Origin of the sequence: Corynebacterium sp. MSK004 (genome assembly GCF_030232515.1) — a bacterium.
Taxonomy (GTDB): domain Bacteria; phylum Actinomycetota; class Actinomycetes; order Mycobacteriales; family Mycobacteriaceae; genus Corynebacterium; species Corynebacterium hesseae.
Genome location: NZ_JASPKB010000007.1, coordinates 53,871 through 70,021, shown reverse-complemented (window position 1 = coordinate 70,021; position 16,151 = coordinate 53,871). Strand labels below are relative to the sequence as shown.

29 protein-coding genes and 1 pseudogene are annotated in these 16,151 nt (G+C 59.4%); all 30 read left to right on the top strand.

Annotation, left to right across the window (positions count from 1 at the left end; all coding sequences use genetic code 11):
* Positions 1-54 precede the first annotated feature (54 nt).
* The 30 genes and pseudogenes from QP999_RS09410 to QP999_RS09280 all read left to right on the top strand — a co-directional run bounded on the left by QP999_RS09410 (position 55) and on the right by QP999_RS09280 (position 16,151).
* Positions 55-414 carry a hypothetical protein gene (locus tag QP999_RS09410; protein ID WP_284848174.1) on the top strand — a complete coding sequence of 120 codons (360 nt, stop codon included), beginning with the start codon at positions 55-57 and terminating at the stop codon, positions 412-414.
* Positions 411-653, top strand: a complete 243-nt coding sequence (locus QP999_RS09405; protein WP_284848173.1) for a hypothetical protein — start codon at positions 411-413, stop codon at positions 651-653. The genes QP999_RS09410 and QP999_RS09405 overlap by 4 nt, the downstream gene beginning before the upstream one ends.
* A complete protein-coding gene (locus QP999_RS09400; RefSeq protein ID WP_284848172.1) occupies positions 650-955 on the top strand; it encodes a hypothetical protein in 306 nt (101 codons plus the stop codon). Before QP999_RS09405 ends, QP999_RS09400 begins: the two co-directional genes overlap by 4 nt.
* Before the next feature lie 34 nt (positions 956-989).
* Entirely contained in the window at positions 990-1,217 is a 228-nt protein-coding gene (locus QP999_RS09395) for a DUF6003 family protein (RefSeq protein WP_284848171.1), read from the top strand.
* A gap of 17 nt (positions 1,218-1,234) precedes the next feature.
* Positions 1,235-1,669 carry a hypothetical protein gene (locus tag QP999_RS09390; protein ID WP_284848170.1) on the top strand — a complete coding sequence of 145 codons (435 nt, stop codon included), beginning with the start codon at positions 1,235-1,237 and terminating at the stop codon, positions 1,667-1,669.
* Positions 1,670-1,741: 72 nt separating this feature from the next.
* Positions 1,742-2,206 (top strand): single-stranded DNA-binding protein, encoded by a 465-nt coding sequence (ssb, locus tag QP999_RS09385; protein ID WP_284848169.1) that lies wholly within the window; start codon positions 1,742-1,744, stop codon positions 2,204-2,206.
* A 92-nt stretch (positions 2,207-2,298) separates the two neighbouring features.
* Positions 2,299-2,496: a hypothetical protein gene (locus tag QP999_RS09380; protein WP_284848168.1), complete on the top strand. Its 198-nt coding sequence runs from the start codon at positions 2,299-2,301 to the stop codon at positions 2,494-2,496.
* Between the two features lie 111 nt (positions 2,497-2,607).
* Complete coding sequence (locus tag QP999_RS09375; RefSeq protein WP_284848167.1) at positions 2,608-3,174, top strand: WhiB family transcriptional regulator; 567 nt, start codon at positions 2,608-2,610, stop codon at positions 3,172-3,174.
* Positions 3,171-3,647, top strand: coding sequence for a RusA family crossover junction endodeoxyribonuclease (locus tag QP999_RS09370; RefSeq protein ID WP_284848166.1), 477 nt, complete (start codon positions 3,171-3,173; stop codon positions 3,645-3,647). Before QP999_RS09375 ends, QP999_RS09370 begins: the two co-directional genes overlap by 4 nt.
* 90 nt (positions 3,648-3,737) lie before the next feature.
* Positions 3,738-4,031, top strand: a complete 294-nt coding sequence (locus QP999_RS09365) for a hypothetical protein (RefSeq protein WP_284848165.1) — start codon at positions 3,738-3,740, stop codon at positions 4,029-4,031.
* Positions 4,032-4,106: 75 nt separating this feature from the next.
* Positions 4,107-4,550: a DUF4192 family protein gene (locus QP999_RS09360; RefSeq protein ID WP_284848164.1), complete on the top strand. Its 444-nt coding sequence runs from the start codon at positions 4,107-4,109 to the stop codon at positions 4,548-4,550.
* A gap of 346 nt (positions 4,551-4,896) precedes the next feature.
* Positions 4,897-5,079, top strand: a complete 183-nt coding sequence (locus tag QP999_RS09355; RefSeq protein ID WP_284848163.1) for a hypothetical protein — start codon at positions 4,897-4,899, stop codon at positions 5,077-5,079.
* The gene (locus QP999_RS13420) at positions 5,079-5,405 is read left to right on the top strand and encodes a WhiB family transcriptional regulator (RefSeq protein ID WP_350309533.1); all 327 of its coding nucleotides are present in this window, start codon (positions 5,079-5,081) and stop codon (positions 5,403-5,405) included. The genes QP999_RS09355 and QP999_RS13420 overlap by 1 nt, the downstream gene beginning before the upstream one ends.
* 163 nt (positions 5,406-5,568) lie before the next feature.
* Positions 5,569-5,772: a hypothetical protein gene (locus QP999_RS09350; protein WP_284848162.1), complete on the top strand. Its 204-nt coding sequence runs from the start codon at positions 5,569-5,571 to the stop codon at positions 5,770-5,772.
* 90 nt (positions 5,773-5,862) lie between these two features.
* Positions 5,863-6,324 carry a hypothetical protein gene (locus QP999_RS09345; RefSeq protein WP_284848161.1) on the top strand — a complete coding sequence of 154 codons (462 nt, stop codon included), beginning with the start codon at positions 5,863-5,865 and terminating at the stop codon, positions 6,322-6,324.
* On the top strand, positions 6,291-6,935 hold the full coding sequence (locus QP999_RS09340; RefSeq protein WP_284848160.1) for a hypothetical protein: 645 nt from the start codon (positions 6,291-6,293) through the stop codon (positions 6,933-6,935). Before QP999_RS09345 ends, QP999_RS09340 begins: the two co-directional genes overlap by 34 nt.
* Before the next feature lie 6 nt (positions 6,936-6,941).
* Positions 6,942-7,373 (top strand): dUTP diphosphatase, encoded by a 432-nt coding sequence (gene dut, locus QP999_RS09335; RefSeq protein WP_284848159.1) that lies wholly within the window; start codon positions 6,942-6,944, stop codon positions 7,371-7,373.
* Between the two features lie 90 nt (positions 7,374-7,463).
* A complete protein-coding gene (locus QP999_RS09330) occupies positions 7,464-7,736 on the top strand; it encodes a hypothetical protein (protein WP_284848158.1) in 273 nt (90 codons plus the stop codon).
* Positions 7,737-7,841: 105 nt separating this feature from the next.
* The gene (locus QP999_RS09325) at positions 7,842-8,033 is read left to right on the top strand and encodes a hypothetical protein (protein WP_284848157.1); all 192 of its coding nucleotides are present in this window, start codon (positions 7,842-7,844) and stop codon (positions 8,031-8,033) included.
* Positions 8,033-8,458: a hypothetical protein gene (locus QP999_RS09320; RefSeq protein WP_284848156.1), complete on the top strand. Its 426-nt coding sequence runs from the start codon at positions 8,033-8,035 to the stop codon at positions 8,456-8,458. Before QP999_RS09325 ends, QP999_RS09320 begins: the two co-directional genes overlap by 1 nt.
* 282 nt (positions 8,459-8,740) lie before the next feature.
* Entirely contained in the window at positions 8,741-10,243 is a 1,503-nt protein-coding gene (locus QP999_RS09315) for a ParB N-terminal domain-containing protein (RefSeq protein ID WP_284848155.1), read from the top strand.
* Between the two features lie 31 nt (positions 10,244-10,274).
* The gene (locus QP999_RS09310) at positions 10,275-10,904 is read left to right on the top strand and encodes a ParB/RepB/Spo0J family partition protein (protein ID WP_284848154.1); all 630 of its coding nucleotides are present in this window, start codon (positions 10,275-10,277) and stop codon (positions 10,902-10,904) included.
* Positions 10,901-11,080 carry a hypothetical protein gene (locus QP999_RS09305; protein ID WP_284848153.1) on the top strand — a complete coding sequence of 60 codons (180 nt, stop codon included), beginning with the start codon at positions 10,901-10,903 and terminating at the stop codon, positions 11,078-11,080. Before QP999_RS09310 ends, QP999_RS09305 begins: the two co-directional genes overlap by 4 nt.
* A complete protein-coding gene (locus QP999_RS09300; protein WP_284848152.1) occupies positions 11,077-11,289 on the top strand; it encodes a hypothetical protein in 213 nt (70 codons plus the stop codon). The genes QP999_RS09305 and QP999_RS09300 overlap by 4 nt, the downstream gene beginning before the upstream one ends.
* 37 nt (positions 11,290-11,326) lie before the next feature.
* On the top strand, positions 11,327-11,632 hold the full coding sequence (locus tag QP999_RS09295; protein ID WP_284848151.1) for a hypothetical protein: 306 nt from the start codon (positions 11,327-11,329) through the stop codon (positions 11,630-11,632).
* Between the two features lie 60 nt (positions 11,633-11,692).
* Entirely contained in the window at positions 11,693-12,115 is a 423-nt protein-coding gene (locus QP999_RS09290) for a hypothetical protein (protein WP_284848150.1), read from the top strand.
* Positions 12,108-13,271 (top strand): annotated as a pseudogene (locus tag QP999_RS13460) (PBSX family phage terminase large subunit); the annotation flags it as partial. The gene QP999_RS09290 and the pseudogene QP999_RS13460, both read left to right, overlap by 8 nt.
* A gap of 266 nt (positions 13,272-13,537) precedes the next feature.
* A complete protein-coding gene (locus QP999_RS13455) occupies positions 13,538-14,206 on the top strand; it encodes an HNH endonuclease signature motif containing protein (RefSeq protein ID WP_502870661.1) in 669 nt (222 codons plus the stop codon).
* Positions 14,109-14,363 carry a hypothetical protein gene (locus QP999_RS13450; RefSeq protein ID WP_502870660.1) on the top strand — a complete coding sequence of 85 codons (255 nt, stop codon included), beginning with the start codon at positions 14,109-14,111 and terminating at the stop codon, positions 14,361-14,363. The genes QP999_RS13455 and QP999_RS13450 overlap by 98 nt, the downstream gene beginning before the upstream one ends.
* Before the next feature lie 213 nt (positions 14,364-14,576).
* Positions 14,577-16,151, top strand: a complete 1,575-nt coding sequence (locus QP999_RS09280; protein ID WP_284848148.1) for a phage portal protein — start codon at positions 14,577-14,579, stop codon at positions 16,149-16,151.

Below are 16,151 nucleotides of genomic sequence, written 5' to 3'. Positions count from 1 at the left end.
CGCTCTCACCTATACCGCATTAGCGGCCATTCTATGGACAGGAGCCTTCACGCTATGACTAAGCCCCTCGCAGACATGACCCCCACAGAGCGTGCCGAATGTGTCGGTATGTGGGGCAACCATACATTTTGGGGCCAAGTGCTCATTTCAATCACTGACGGCGTGCAATTTCGCGGCGTAAATGTGGAGGTCATTCGCTTTATTGACGGGCGACCCGTGCGCGAATGGGCAAGAACGAGTGAAGTCACCCCACGCCCCGATTTGCCTCGCGCCTGGGCACCCGACGGAACACCACCAACAGGCCAGTGGGAGCACGCCGAATACCTCGGAGACCACAAAGGCATGACCGATGTGTACTACTTCGACGGCGACCCCACACACCGCCGCTGGGTAGGGGAATGGGAGGAGGCATGAGCCGTGTAATCCCGGCCTACGTACTACAGGCCAAGCGGTACGCGGCCACCGCACGGGAGCGCTTCGAGGAAGAGAACCAACGTCTTGAAGCCCGTATGTGCGCCACCAAATGCTGTGATTTCATCACCACCGGCGCGCACCCAGAGCACGACACGCACCTGTGCCTCCGCAAGAAGGGGCACCAGGGCTACCACCAAGACAAAACCACCGGCTTTAGCTGGCGATGGGAGGAAGAATGAGACGCTGGAGAGTCACTAAAGCGTACGGCCTATGGTACGCAGCCGAATACGGATGGAAGCGCTATAAAGCCTTCATCGCCTGGGCTGAGGCCATGGAGTACGCAGACCGCGAAACCCAACCAACCCCGAACACAATCACTATCCAAGACCCTAGCGGCGCGGTCTGTGACCTCACCGCCACCGCCCGCCGCGAGTATATCTATCTCAAAGCAGGTGACGACACCTTTAACCTCATGCCGCACGAATGGAAACCGCTAGCTCTCTTCCTATTCGACGTCGCCGACTTAGTAGAGGAAGGATGAGTGTGGCATAGCTGCCCCTAGATACGATAGAGACATGCTGACCGATGATGAACTCGCCGCACTTCAAGAGCGGCACCTACAGAATGCGAAAAAAGCGCACCGGGAGGTCGAGGACTTGAAGGACGCCATGCGCGCCGCTAAGACCGAGAGGTCTAACGCTGTCCGCCGGGCAAGCGCCGCTGGTGTGCCAATGGGGAAGATGGCTGAACTTCTCGGTGTTTCTAAGCCGATGCTGTCCCTTATTGCTAAGGGCGAACGATGAAAGGAAAGGACAAAACAATGCGTAAAATTCTACTCGCGGCCTGCGCCGCCCCGCTACTCCTATCGGGATGCGGCGGTGGGGCCGAGGACACCCCGACGCCCAGCAGTGAGCTGCCCACGACTACCGAGGCAGCCCCGGGCAAGACGGACCCGGAGACATTCGAATCGGCTATCCAGGTGCTCAATTACCTACAGGGCCAGAATGTGACATGCGCGAATACCGACAGCATCGAGCAGGGGTTGACCTGTGAGACGTCTGGCGTCTCGTACATTGTGAACACCGACCCGACCGGCAATCTTGTGGAGGCAATGGTTGGGGCCGCCGAGCAGGTTGATAATACGGCCTTAATCTACGGCGATCACTGGTACATCTCCTGCGCCGGGGTATCAGCGCCGACGGCTTGTGCCTCGGCGGGGGCGTCCCTCACGGGCTACGAAAAAGCAGGATTCTAGAAACTTCTCCTAAAGCGGCGGCTGCAACCGTCGCGGGGCTGACCGCCCCAAAAAATCAGAAAGGATACACCCATGACCATTCAAGACGTCACGATCGTCGGAAATATCAGCACCGACGTAGAGCTCCGATACACCCCTCAGGGCACCCCAGTGGCCCAGTTCAGTGTCGCGGTAAATGAGCGCCGGTTCAACCGTGAGACGAACCAGTGGGAGGACGGGGACGCCACGTTCTACCGCGTGAGCGCGTGGAAGCAGCTAGGGGAGCACGCCGCCGAAACGCTCGCTAAGGGCATGGAGGTTATCGTCAAGGGCAAGTTCACGGCCCGCAACTACACGACGAGGGAGGGCGCGGAGCGTACCTCGCTGGAGGTGACTGTCAACCCGGGCAAGGGGGCACTTGGCCCGTCGTTGATGTGGATGGTGGGCAGCATGTCGAAGGCCCAGCAGGGAGGCGGGCAGCAGGCGCAGCAGCAGGACCCGTGGAATAGCGCCCCGCAGGGCGGCTTCAGCAGTGGGGGTTCAGAGCCGCCGTTCTGATAGGTGGCCTGCGAATACATCCATAGCGGGGGTGCGTGTCGCCCCTATGTTCTAACATTGCCTTCGTTAGCCGCCGAGAGTGAGGAGACGCCATGCCGCCTACCGTTATTGAGTCCGCTAGTGGCACTGTCCGTGTGGAGTCGTTTACTGACACGACGCCAGGTGACGAGTATTCCGCTGTGTCGCTGGAAGTTGCGGGTGTTCAGGTTGATTTGAGTGTCGAGCAGGCGGAGGTGCTGGCGCGAGGTTTGTGGGCTCATCGGGGGTATCTTTCCGCCGCCCCCGTCTAGTCTTATGGTGTCTTATTGCGTCCCGCGAGATGCGGGGGATTGGCACACAAGATCGGACGGTGAACAATAGCCCACGACACAGGAATCCCACCAGCACCACTAGGGAACGTCGTGAAGCCAGCCTGCACCAACACCAAGAACCGAGCATTCATAAACCCAGCCAGAGCACCGCACAACAGTATCGAGGCGGCGCTCAAAATGTGCCACGCCTGCCCACTCCTCAAGCGCTGCGCCTCCGATGCCCTCACCTCAGGCACCAGCCTAAGCGAGGACTTGAGGGCACCCGCCGCCGACGTCATCCAGGCGGGCGTTGTCTGTCACGGTGACCTTGACACTGCCTATAAGCTCGCCGCCATCGCCCAGGTTGAAGTCCCCGCCTACCTCATTGAGACGACGCGCCGCGACAATATCGGCGCCCGCCGCCCCGACAGGTGCCGAAACTGCAGCCGCCCAATGATCAAGTGGAACCGGCATGAGGAGCAGCCGGAAGGCTACCAGATGCACTATGCCCGAGGCTTCTGCACGGCCTGCCGATCCGCCTACGCCCAGTGGAAGAAAGAGAACCCGACTGAGCAGCGTGGGTTGAGGAAGCCGATAGACCGCAAGCGTCACTCCGCCCCGCCCCGCAAGCGAGGGGCCGTAACTATCCAACCGACCTTATTTGAGATTCCAGCATGAAAGAGCCATTCCTCATGTCCTACCCGGACAGCCCGCAGCACCTCGCGACTATCGAGCTCCCGTGGGAGAAGCCGCCCCTTAGTCTGAACGATTCCGCCCCGGCATCGAAGGGCGCCGTGTGGGGCCGGGCCGCAAAGAAGAAGGAGATCCAGCAGGCCGTTCACCTTCTCGCCCGCAACGTGCGGATGCCCGAGGGTATGAGCTATCTGATTGTGCAGCTGCACTACAGGCCTCGCGATAATAGGGGCCGGGATACGGATAATGTGGCGGCGTCTGGGAAGCCGATTTATGACGCGCTCTCTAGGGGGTCGAAGCAGATTCCCGGGCTTGGGTTGGTGCCGGATGATTTGCCGAGGTTTATGGGTAAGCCGGAGCCGGTTATTTGGCCTGCTGTTAAGGGGTTGCGCGGGCGTATGTGGATGGATTTGTGGGTGTGTGAGAGTGCTCCTGAACCTTACGTTAAGGCAGGTTAGAGAACTCAATTTTACTTTTTGTAAACACTGATCTATACTTAGACATGTAAGCAAGAAAGCCCCTGCAAGGGCAAGCAGAAAGGAATCACAATGGACCTCCTTGAAGTCACCCACGAATACATCACAAGTGTCACCGTTACCACCCGAACCTATGACCTCTACCGGGACGTTTTCATCTACGACAACGGCGAACAGAGACCCTGCTACACGCTTCGCAGCCCGAAAGATGAATCCAAGTACTGGGCGGGCCGCAACCTCACGAGCACAGGCAATGCCGCCGCAGGAACCTACGTGTTCTCCACCGTCATGGGAACCCCAATTAAGCGACAGGGAAACATCGTCAAGTTCTTTATCGCAGGCGACATGATCGAACGGGTCCGCTAACTAGCAAAAGGGAGGGGAGCGCATTCCACGAATCACGCTCACACTCCTGCAAGAGTGCCAAGAAAGGAATCGAAAATGCTCAAAGATCTGCTAGCCGCTAAACCGGAATGCGACGCCTACCTAGACCGCATCATCCGCGGAGAGGCCACCCAAGACGACGAGAAAACCGTCATCCAACTGCTTGCCGATAGCCTCGAATCTCCACTCCTTAGGGACACGTACTTCAATCGCGGCGCGAACCCCGAGGAAGAACTCGCCTGGGTTAGGGCATCCGAATTCACCAAGACCCCACACGCCACCGCTAACGCCCTATGCCTAGCGGCGTTCCACACTCAGAACGTGAGCAGTAAGCGGCTCTACATCCGTGCAGCCCTCCGCGAAGATCCGGATCACAGCCTCGCGGAACTCATGGAGAGGGCTATCGGCTACGGCATCATCGACCAAATGAACGAGACGATCGCTGGGGGCGCCGCCAAGTCATACCAGAAGTACATCAACGCCTGCGCCCAGGGCGTGTAATCCTCCCCCTAACCGCGCCTGCAAGCGCGTCACAATCACCGCAGAAAGGAATCACAGAATGTTCAAGCGCAGGGGCCGCCACTGGCCGCATAACGTATCCAGCCCACGTCACGCCCGAGAGCTCATCGCCGAGCACCGCCCCGGGGCGAAGGGCGGTGCGGGGAAGTGACCCACAGAATCACGTACAGGGTGCAGCACTGGAGCCGGGCGTGCGACGTCTGGGCATGGTTAGGCGTTGTGTTCATCGTCCCAGACGAGGCCGTAGAGGAAATGCACCGGATGGGGGCACTGTTCCCTAACGAGTGGTTCAGAGTCGTTGAACATCACGAACAGGAGGTGGTCTACCGTGTTCCGCCAGCCGACGGGTAAGACAACGGTATTCTGCACCGTCGGTGACGACGTCCGGGAGGTTGGTTCCTACCGGTCTAAATGGGCCGCGAACTTCCGTGTTCGCATCCTCTCCGAGGCCGGTATTGAGGCGTGGACGAAACCGGAAATGAGACTCCTATTTGACGAGGTGAGCTACTAATGCGGGTCGACGCCTACCACTGGGCCGAGGACGCCAAGTGTAGATCCCTACCCCCGGACATCTTCGACCTTCAGGGCGATAAAAGGCCCCTTGAGGCTAAACGATCCATGGCGCGCAGACTCTGCGAGGGTTGCCCCGTTATTGCAGAGTGCGCCGAGGACGTCCTGAAACGTGATTCTTTTGGTCTTGTTCGCGCAGGGCTATGGACCACCGGCTGGATGTGTGGCGGCCCTGCGAACCACGGGGGCAAGCGAGGAGCTTTAGTGAAAGAGCTTCAATACATCGCTGCCACCGGTCAGCTTCCAGAGCTCGAGGAGGCGATCTGAACCGAGTGGGACGAGAACCAAGTTTGAAAACTATTACCCGTATCTAAGGAGATCTTGTGAGCAAAATCATTGATATTCTCTCCACCGCCTACACCCCGGATGGTGGAATCGCTGACCCTAATCACCCCGTGTACATGCTCCTCTGGGTACTGAAGGTACTGGTATGACGGGCATGGATGCCGCCTACTACCAAGAAAAGCTGAAGGAGCTAGAGGGCAGACTCCTCGCCTACGTCTACGACATCGACCACATGAAGCACTACAGCAACACCGATCCAACCCCCGCAGAATTGAAAGACCTCGGGGCAGCAGACCTAGCCAAAGCAGCCGCACACGTCATCACCCTCATTAGGCGAGGCGAGTACTGATGCCCTACCAGGAGATGACGGCGGCAGACCTCCCCCGATTCAGGGTTTGCCGCATCGTCCTTGACCCCGAATCCTAGGAGACACAAGGAGATGACTGACGACCCCCGCGCCGCAGTACAGCAGCGCATAGCCAACGACTACCAGCGGGACACCGACACTATGCGGGGCCAGCGCGACGGGGTAGTGGTCACGCCAGTCGAAATTGTGGACTTTCAAGTACGCGCAGTCATCCACCAGCTCGCAGCCCAGGGCTACACCCTCGCAGACCCAGAGGTACGCATTACTGACCCATTCGGCGGTACAGGGATCTACCTTGCCCGCCTCATGCAGCTTGCAGGGCTCAGCCCCGACCAGCTGGATGACCTTTACCACCATCGAATGCTCATGGTGGAAATCGACCCCGAAGCCTGCACCATAGCGGACAAAAACCTACGCGCCGTCTACCAACAAGAAACCGGGCGCGAAGCACGCCACAGCATCGTCCACAACCTCGACACTTTCACCCTAGGAGATGAAATATGGGGCTTAACCCACGAAGGCTCTGGGATGTAGCACGCGCCGCCGCAAGCACCCAATACCGCCGCAACCTCCCCATAGAGGATGCCCTCATGGAGGCGTGGGAAGGCGCAGCCCTCCACCTCGCGGAGCACCCCGAAAGCGTGGAGAAAGACTGCTACACCGCCGCCATTAGCTACCTGGGCAAGGCATACGACAAAGACGTACAAGCACACGGGTATGGGCCACGCTTCACCATGTACTGGGAACCCAAAGCGCGGGCATACCAGCCCGACGCGCTTACACCTATTGCTCTCGTGCAGGTCATGGCGAAGCTCCCGGACGCTGACAGGGAAATCCTCCTCCACATGTCCGAGTACCCAACTCTGAGGGCTGCCGCAGCCGCGCTGGGGTGGCCGGAATCAACTACGCGGGTCGCTGCGCGCCGTGCTGCCGAAAAAGCCCGCCGCTTGTGGTTCGACTTTGAGACCCCACCACCACGTAGCGGAGGCCGCAGGCGGCGAAAGACGCACTGCGCGAAAGGCCACGAATACACCCACTCCAATACCCAATGGGTGCGCGACAGAAAAGGAAACCTCACCCGTAGATGCGGAACCTGCAACAGGGAATCACAACGCGCAATCCGCGCCCGCAAAACTCACAGATAGGAACCCATGAACGTTAACTATTCACTCGACCATGACGCTTACCCGCCGCGTCGTGCTTATACGGATGATGCTGGCACTGACCTGGCGCTGAATCATCCGGCGATTATTCCAGCAGGGCAGCACCGCCTCTGCCACACAGGGGTGCATGTAACAATCCCACGCGGCCATGTCGGCATGGTGTTTGTACGCAGCTCAACGGGGATTAAGAAACACCTCGTGTTGAGCAACGGCACCGGCATCATCGATAGCGGCTACACGGGGGAAATCATGCTATCCCTGCACAACACCGGCAGGCACATGCAAACCATCCCCGAAGGCCACTACATCGCTCAGTTGGTCGTCCTCCCCATCCCAGAGGTTCGACTCAACCAAGTCCCGCAGCTTGCCGTCAGTGAGCGTGGTTCTGCCGGTATTGGTTCCACCGATAGTGCTGCATAGAGGGCTAAATTTACATTGTGTAAACCGTGGTGTAAGCTTATGGATGTAAGCAAGAAAAGCTCCTGCAAGAGCCCACAGAAAGGAATCACAATGAACCCCCAGACCACCACCTTCACCGTAAACGGTTGGACCGTCACCGTCACCGGCAACAAAAACATGCACTTCGTCAACATCGAGCAGCGCGACGACATTGCCGCGAACATCACCTGGGAAGACGACCAGGCCAAGGTCACCCCTAGGCTCCTCTCCACCATGACCGTAGATGAAGCAAATGACTACGCCGTCCAAATCAGCATCGCGGCGGACGTAGCCCTGAAGATTACGGGCCAGGTCAAGGAGATCGTGCGGAAGCTCTCGGCATAGGCCACCACAACAGCCCGACTGGCAGACACCAAGGTTCGAGTCCTTGACGGGCACTAGCGCCACCTGCAAGCGGCGCACACCACCACGCAGAAAGGAACCACCACTATGAGCATCGGGCAGCGCCTCAACGAAGAGGTACAGGTGTACCGCCTCGGAGACGGTTTAAGCTTCACTCCCACCAGCAAACACCCGACCGGCGTACTAATCGGCGTCTTCTACCACGAGGGAAACCCAATTGGCGGGGGATGCCTAAAGGTCAACGGCGACCAGTACGACGCCATACTCGGGGGCTGCTAATGGCTATCAAAAAATCACCCTTCTGGCACTCACGTGAGGAGTTCAGGGGACTACTCGCGGACCATGAGACGCTTAATTACCTGCGCTCGGCTGAGCATATGAAGTTGGAAATCTGCACGCTTCATCTGCCCCCGCACTTGAAGCGTCGGGTGTGCGATGCGGCCGACGAGTGGGGGATAGCGCGAAACGGGATGCTCGTCGAAATTGTCCTCAGCTACCTCTCCTCCGACACTCAGTACATACCGAGGAACCGCATGGTGGCGAACAAGCGAACCGCTGTACAAACAAACTTCCGTTTACCGTCACCGGCGATTGATCACATGCGCTGGCTTGCCGACGCCCGGGGGATAACGATCTCTCAGCTGACTGCGGACATGATTGTCGAGTACTTCAACAACGCCGAGGCTAAGGACGATGCGGCGTGAGGTACGACGTCTGGTTCAACTTCAATCAGCCAGCGGTCGCCGAGATTAGAGTACTCAGAGGCGACACGATAAAGACGGCGGACTGGTTCTATATCCCCGCTGGTTGTTTCGTAGATAGTCCGTCTAGCCCGGGGGATTGGCATACCTTACGCACGTGGGAGCTGAGGTGGCTGTTTAAGAGTTACGGCTGGCGGCTTATGTCCGAAGGGGATTCTGTGTGGGCCGAGAGGCTATAACGGGGTGCCGCTGACCGCCGGGGGAGCCTCCCTAGCCTGCATACTCATGACGGCAAAGGACACCGCCAACATAGGCAAACCAGAGCGCGTACCGCTCACCGAGCTCAACCTCCACCACAAAAACCCGAGACGAGGCGACGTAGATGCCATCATGGGCAGCATGGTGGCCAATGGCGTCTACAACCCACTTACCGTAAATCGTGGAACCTACACCGGCCGCCCTAATGAGGTCTTGGCAGGTAACCACAGGCTTAAGGCAATGCGCCGCCTGGCCGAGGAGCACCCGGATGATCCGCGCTGGCAAACAGTTGATGTGTGGGTAGTCGATGTGGACGAGGAGAGGGCAACAAAGATCCTCCTCTCCGACAACAGGACCAGTGACCTCGGCAGCTACGACGAGGAAGAACTGCTCGGCCTTCTTGACACCGTGGACTATGACCTGGACGGCACAGGCTACGACTACGACGACCTTGAGGAGTTATCTACAGTCGGTGAGTCGCCGGGTAGTGATGATACGCGCCGTAGTGAGGAGGCGGCGGCTACGTTGGCGGAGCGGTTTCTTGTACCACCCTTGACGGTCATTGATACCCGTCGTGGGGACTGGCGAGAGCGTAAAAAGGCGTGGTTGGATTTGGGTATTGCGTCAAATGAAGGGCGCGACCATAACTTGATTTACAACGATCCAGTAAACGTGTTTATTAACTGGTACGAGGTGAAAAACAAAGCCTGCGCCAAAAATCCCGACATCACCACAAACGAAATCGTTGAAAAATACGCCGACGAGCTGAAACCCTACAGCACAGGAAGCGGAACCAGCGTATTCGACCCCGTGCTATGCGAACTCCTCTATACGTGGTTCAGTAACCCCGGCGACCGCACCCTCGACCCCTGGGCAGGTGGAAGCGTACGAGGGATAGTCGGCAGCATACTCGGCCGCAGCTACCAAGGCCACGAACTCAGGCCAGAACAATGCGAAGAGAACCGCAAACAGCAAAACCTAATCGCAGGGATAGTGCCCCTAGCTGCTGGCACCACCCCCCCAGTATGGATAGAGGGGGACTCCGCAGTCGCCATGCAGGAAAACCAGCCGGAGCGCTTCGACTTCGTATTAGGATGCCCGCCCTACTATGACCTAGAGACGTACTCCGGCGACGAGGCGGACATGTCCAACCTTTCAACCGAAGATTTCAACGACGCAATGACTGCCACACTAAAGGAAGTAGACCGGTGCCTAAAACCGGACAGGTTCGCAGCGTTCGTTGTCGGCTCAGCACGCGATCGGAGAGGCGACCTTCGCGACATGAAATCTTGTATGGTCAACGCCGCGCCCGCCGGATGGCATCTAGCCAACGACGCTGTGCTACTCAACGCCGTCGGCGCAGCTGCGACACGGGCAGGCAGAATCTTTACCGGTGGACGATCCTTAGGCCGCGTGCATCAAGACATTATGATCTTCGTGAAAGGCGATAGGAAAACCGCCGCGAAACGCCTACGCGATATTGAGGTAGCGGACGTACCTACAGAGGGCGCGCAGGTGCAGGAAGACTGACCGCTCCCTGTAGTGTCCGACACTCAGCACCATGGAAGCAAAGGACACCACGGGGCACCTCGAACATCTCCCCATCGAGCAGCTCCGCACCTACAGCCGGAACCCCCGTAAGGGGAACATCCCGGCGATTAAAAACAGCCTCAAGAACCACGGCCAGTTTAAACCTCTCCTTGTGAACACCGGAGCGCAAACCGGGGAGGAGTGGGCCGTGCTCGCTGGGAACCATACGCTCGCCGCGATGCGTGAGCTGAACGCTGAAGCCCAGGAGGCGGGCCTAGACCAGCCGCACCTCATGGTGCCCTGCTACATCATCGACGTTGACGCCACCCAGGCAGCAGAGATCGTCCTCGTGGACAACAAAACGTCTGACGAGGCCACCTACAACGACGAGGCCCTCCTCGACCTCCTCGACTGGCTACCAGACCTCGACGCCACCGGATACACACAGGACGACCTCACCGCCCTAGAGGATTCCCTCAACCCCACAGAGGAACCACCCCAGGAGGACGTGACGAGCCCCTACGAGGACTTCATCACCGTACGCCTACAACTCCCCCCGCACCTCGCACAGCAATGGCTCACACACACCACGGCTTTCGACAGTGATGAGGAAGCACTCGAGTACCTCCTCGACCACAACGGGCAGGAGGCAGGCCAATGAACATCATCGTCACCTACGTCATCGCCGGAGTCATCCACTACGAGGAGCACAAGGACACCCTCGCCGCCACAGTAGGGGAGACGGGGGAGCTCAACATCTTAGAGAGGGACGGTGACACCAGCCGTACCTACGCCCCCGGCGTGTGGAAGACCATCGACTACCGAGACGCCCCATGAGCCACACCGACACCACCTGGCTATGCGTCAGCAAGATAGGCGACCGCTTCAACCCGAAGAACATGGTCATACTCTCCGAACACCCAACCCTCGGACAGGCCAGAGGAACCGCACCCATCCACGCGATGAGCGGCACCCCAGACGTCCGCATCGTCCGCCGCGAAACCACCTACACCGCCATGCACTACAGCGGGGAGAAGGAAGGCTAAACCGACCGCGCCACCCCGCCCGGCACACTCGCCCATGATGGAACAGCTGCAACTCATACAAGCCCCGTACATGCGGGAATGCCACATCCTCGGAGACTGGGCACACCACGCCGACAAAGCAATCAAACACCTAGCTGCCACCGGCCAGCCCTTCACCGCCGACGATGTACGCGCCCTCATACCCGACGGGCTCACCCCGGCACACAACAACGCTTGGGGCGGCCTCTTCTCCGCCTGGAGGGCTAACGGGACCATCACCCCCATTGGCTACAGGCAGTCGGCCCACGGGCCACGACACGGCGGGATACAACGCGTCTGGAAAGGAGCCCACAAGAACCACTAGCGCCCCAAGCATCATCTGACCCCATGAACTACTGATAATTGAGCTAAATAGGAGACACCAATGGCTAGACGAGGCATGACCCCCAAACGCGCCGAACGCGCCGCTAAAGTAGTCACACTCCACGACGGCGGAGCCACCTTTGAGGCCATCGCAAAACAGCTCGGAATTAGCTACACGCAGGCCCGGAACGACTACGAGCGCGCCATGGAGGACGCCCGCCCGGACAATGCCCGGCACGTCTTCGCTAAACTCACCAGACGCCTCAACCGTCTACACGCCGCCTACTGGAAGAAGGCACTGGACGGGGATATTAAAGCGGCCCGGCTTGTCCTCGACATTAATAAGCAGCTCGCCCAACTGTGGGGGCTGGAGGGCGCGGTGAAGCTCGACATTGAGGTGACGGGTGGTGATGAGTTCGCCTCGGCTATCACAAACTTCAGGGCCAGTATCGAGGCTATGGGCGCGACACTAGACGATGAGTAACCCAGGGTTCCGCTTCTCGCGGGGGCAGGTCACCGCTATTGCACGCTCAACCCACGCCCTCAATATCTGGTATGGCTCCGTGTCATCCGGTAAGACACTCGCCTGGCTATTCATGATGCTGGGGGAGATTAAGCAGGCCGGTAAGTCTGGAAGTATCGTCATCTGCGGTAAATCACTTGACGCGATCTACCAGAACGTGTTCATGCCGCTACTGACGGAGCCTATCTTTGCGACTGCCGCCCCCTTCATCCACTACGTGAGGCGTAACCCGACGGCCACTATCTTCGGCCGCGAGGTTCAGGTCATCGGCGTAAACGACCAGGGGGCTGAGGGCCGGATTCGTGGCGGCACCTACCAACTCCTCTTCTACGACGAGCTCACACTATGCCCGGAAAATGTTTGGGAGATGCTGTGGTCCCGTATGCGTGCGACCGGAAACGCTAATCCCCCTCGGGTGTTTGCCACCACCAACCCAGCCACCCCAGCCCACTACCTCAAACAGAACTTTATCGACAAGCCGGGCGAGACCGACACCTACGCCCGCCTGTTCACAATGGACGATAACCCCGGCCTCACCGAGGACTACAAGGAACGCATGAAGGCGTCCTATACGGGCATCTTCTACCGCCGCATGATTCGGGGCGAGTGGGCGGCCGCCGAGGGCGCGGTGTACGAGTCTTGGGACCCGGACATGATGGTGAAGGGCCGGGCCGTAGGGACTGTCCTGGCTGTCGGGATTGACTACGGCACCAACCACCCCTCGGCCGGGTACGCGCTCACAGTAACCGAGGACGGGCTACAGATAACACACGAATGGTCGCCACAAACAACGGGCCTAGGGGGCCGTACACGCCTCACAGACAGTGAACTAGCGGACTCCCTACAGGAATGGCTAGCCACCCTACCGAACCAGCCTAAGGGCCTATACATTGACCCAGCCGCCGCCTCCTTCCATGAGGAGCTACGGCGCCGAAAAGTCAGGACTACTAAAGCCGATAACAGCGTTGTTGACGGTATCCGCCAGGTTGACTCGCTACTCACCAGCGGGGCGCTCACCATCGCCCAGGACTGCAAGAGACTGATTGAGGAGATACCCGGCTACAGGTGGGATGCCTCAGCGGCAGAACGCGGCAAGGACGCCCCGGTAAAGGAGCTAGACGACCACTGCCTGGTCGGCAGCACAATGATCGCCACCCCAACCGGCCTACAGCGCTTAGACGCCCTCAACGTCGGTGACCTCGTGACCACGCCCCTGGGCGCGTTCCCAATTGTTGCGCACGAGATGACCAACCCAGCCGCACACACCATCACGCTTCACCTATCAGACGGCAGAAGCATCACCGGCACCCCGAACCACCCCCTGCTCGTTAACGGCCAGTGGATGCAACTTGGGGACATTCAGAAAGGACAAACACTAACCTCATGGCACGCTCCGAAACCATCACTTACAAAGGAATCCGATTCCGCCGCTACCCAGATTCACCGGTACCCGCACACCGCAAATACTTCGTGCCCGGCGTTGGGGACAAACAACGCGGAGTTGACTACCTTCACCGCGAAATCTGGCGCGACCACCACAACCGCGAAGAAATCCCAGAAGGCTATCACGTCCACCACATCAACCATGACACCTTGGACAACCGGCCTGAGAATCTTCAACTCGTTAGCGCTTCGGAACACTCCCGCTACCATATGGGCGTCAACCAGTCTGACCCGGGGTGGGCGGGCAGTAACCAGCAGCATCTTGCCCGTATCCGTGAACTTACAAAGGAATGGCACGCCAGCAGCGAAGGGCACGAGTGGCACTCCCGACACTGGGCTAAATCACTCGGCGAGTGTCTCGTTGAGCGCCAATACACGTGTGAACAATGCGGTACCCGCTTCACGGTCACAGCGACTAATAGAATCGCCCGATTCTGTAGCAACTCTTGCAAGTCCGCTTGGCGACGCGCATCCGGTGTCGATAATGAGCAACGAACCTGCGCGTACTGCGGTGAAGAGTTCACAACCAGTAAGTATTCCCGAGCTGCGTGCTGTTCCCGTGCGTGTGCTGGAGGTTACCGCAGAAGAAAGAACCGAGCCGGTGTATAACCTCACCGTTGCCGGGGCACACACTTACCTCGCTGAGGGCTTGGTCACCCACAATTGTGACGCCATGCGGTACGCCGTGTACTCGTCCCGCCACTTGTGGGGGCGTCACGTTGAGAAGCTGAGGGCCCAGCTGACCGCCACCCCGAACGCCGCATAGTCATAGCCGTGCAGGGGCGTTGTGTCGTTCGCATTCTCGGGCACGTAAGCCACCCCGCGCCAGCCAACCACACAGGCCGATATAGGGGCGGATAGGCCACTACCCGCACTCGTTCCCCAACGGCCCGGCTGCGCGCTCCGTCGCCAACTTCGGCGGTTGACGGGGGCTGCGCCCTTGCACCACCCCGGCAGACGTAGCCAAGGAGGAACACCCATGCCAATGCCCGCCCCAAACACGCCGTGGCCACCCGAGGAATACGCCCCGGCACTTGAGGCAATCCGCCGTGACGATGCGCTCATCTCCGGCGACACAGACGTCATTAATGAGCGTCGGGCTAGGCAGAACGGCAGGCCATACACCCACCGCACCCAGTTCAACGGCGGTGTGGTTGGTGCGGCATCTCGGGCTTTCCTCGGCAAGCCGCAGCGCAACAACCCTGACTCGTCTCACCTTGTGACTCATCATTTGCCCATTGCCGACGAGCTCACAACCGCCCTGGCTGACTACATGGCCGGTAAGCCCCCGCAGGCGAAACTCTCCGCCGAGGATGAGGACAACACGGAGGCTGCCGAGGCCCTAGACCGTCTCGTATCCTCAGACCGCTTCGCCGCCGACTGGTGGGGCGCGGTATACAGGGCCGGGTCGCACGGCTGGGTGTACGGCCGCGTGGTGTGGAATCAGTCGGTTGACCCGCACCCGTGGATTGAGTGGGTTGACGCGGATAACGGCATGGCCGAGTTCGAGAACGGTCGCCAGACAGCAATCCTATTCTGGGACACGTACCAGCACGACGATGACTATTTCCGCCTCCTCCAGCGCCACACACCCGGCCAGATTGAATACCAGCTATTCAAGGGCTCGGATAGTAGCCTCGGCCACCCGGTTCCCTATGACGAGATACCGGAAGCCTCCTACCTCATGGAGCTGGAGGGCCTACAGGACGGCACCGTCCTGCCAACCGGCTCGGAGCTGATTACAGCCGACATGCTGGACAACTACCGGCCCCGTCATGCTTGGCGACAGAAGAAACTACTGCGCTACTACCACACGTCGGATGTGGCGCGGGCCGCTGGAATCTTCGAGAACATCGACCACAACTGGTCACAGCTCCAACACGAGGTGGAGGCAGCACGTGGCCGCCTCTTCGTCTCCGAGGAGCTCTTAGAGAGTGACGGCCCCGGCCAGGGCTCGTATCTCGACTGGTTCCGAGACGTCTACAAGGCGTCAATGTCCCCGAGTGTCGAGGCGAAACCAACCTTCGAGCAGATCCAGTTTGACATGCGTGTCGAGCAATACCTGACCCTGATTGATTCCGGTATCCGCAAGGCGGTATCCGCGCTGGGCTTGTCGCCCTTCACGGTTGATATGGACGCGCAGGCAACCGGCGAGATGACGGCAACGGAGACCCGGGCCCGCACCCGCCGCACCCGCGCCACCGCCGACACCAAGGGCCGCCACGAGCGCGCACACCTCTCCCACATCCTCACCGCCTACCTTCACATGGATGCCCTACTGAACGGCTACACGCCGCCAACCAAGCCCGTGGTGGTGTCCCTCCCCGACCAGATAGAGGTCTCCGAGCAGGAACTAACCGGCAGTGTCACCACCGTGTACACCAGCGGCCTCATGTCTATCCGCGCCGCCCTCACAAAGCTCCACCCTGAGTGGACGCCGGAGGAGGTCGAGGCCGAGGAGTTAAGAATCAAGCAGGACCAGGCCGCCGCCATGCCGCAAGACCCGCTCCTTGGCCTAGGTGAGGATATGGCCCCACTATCCGATAGTGAGTAG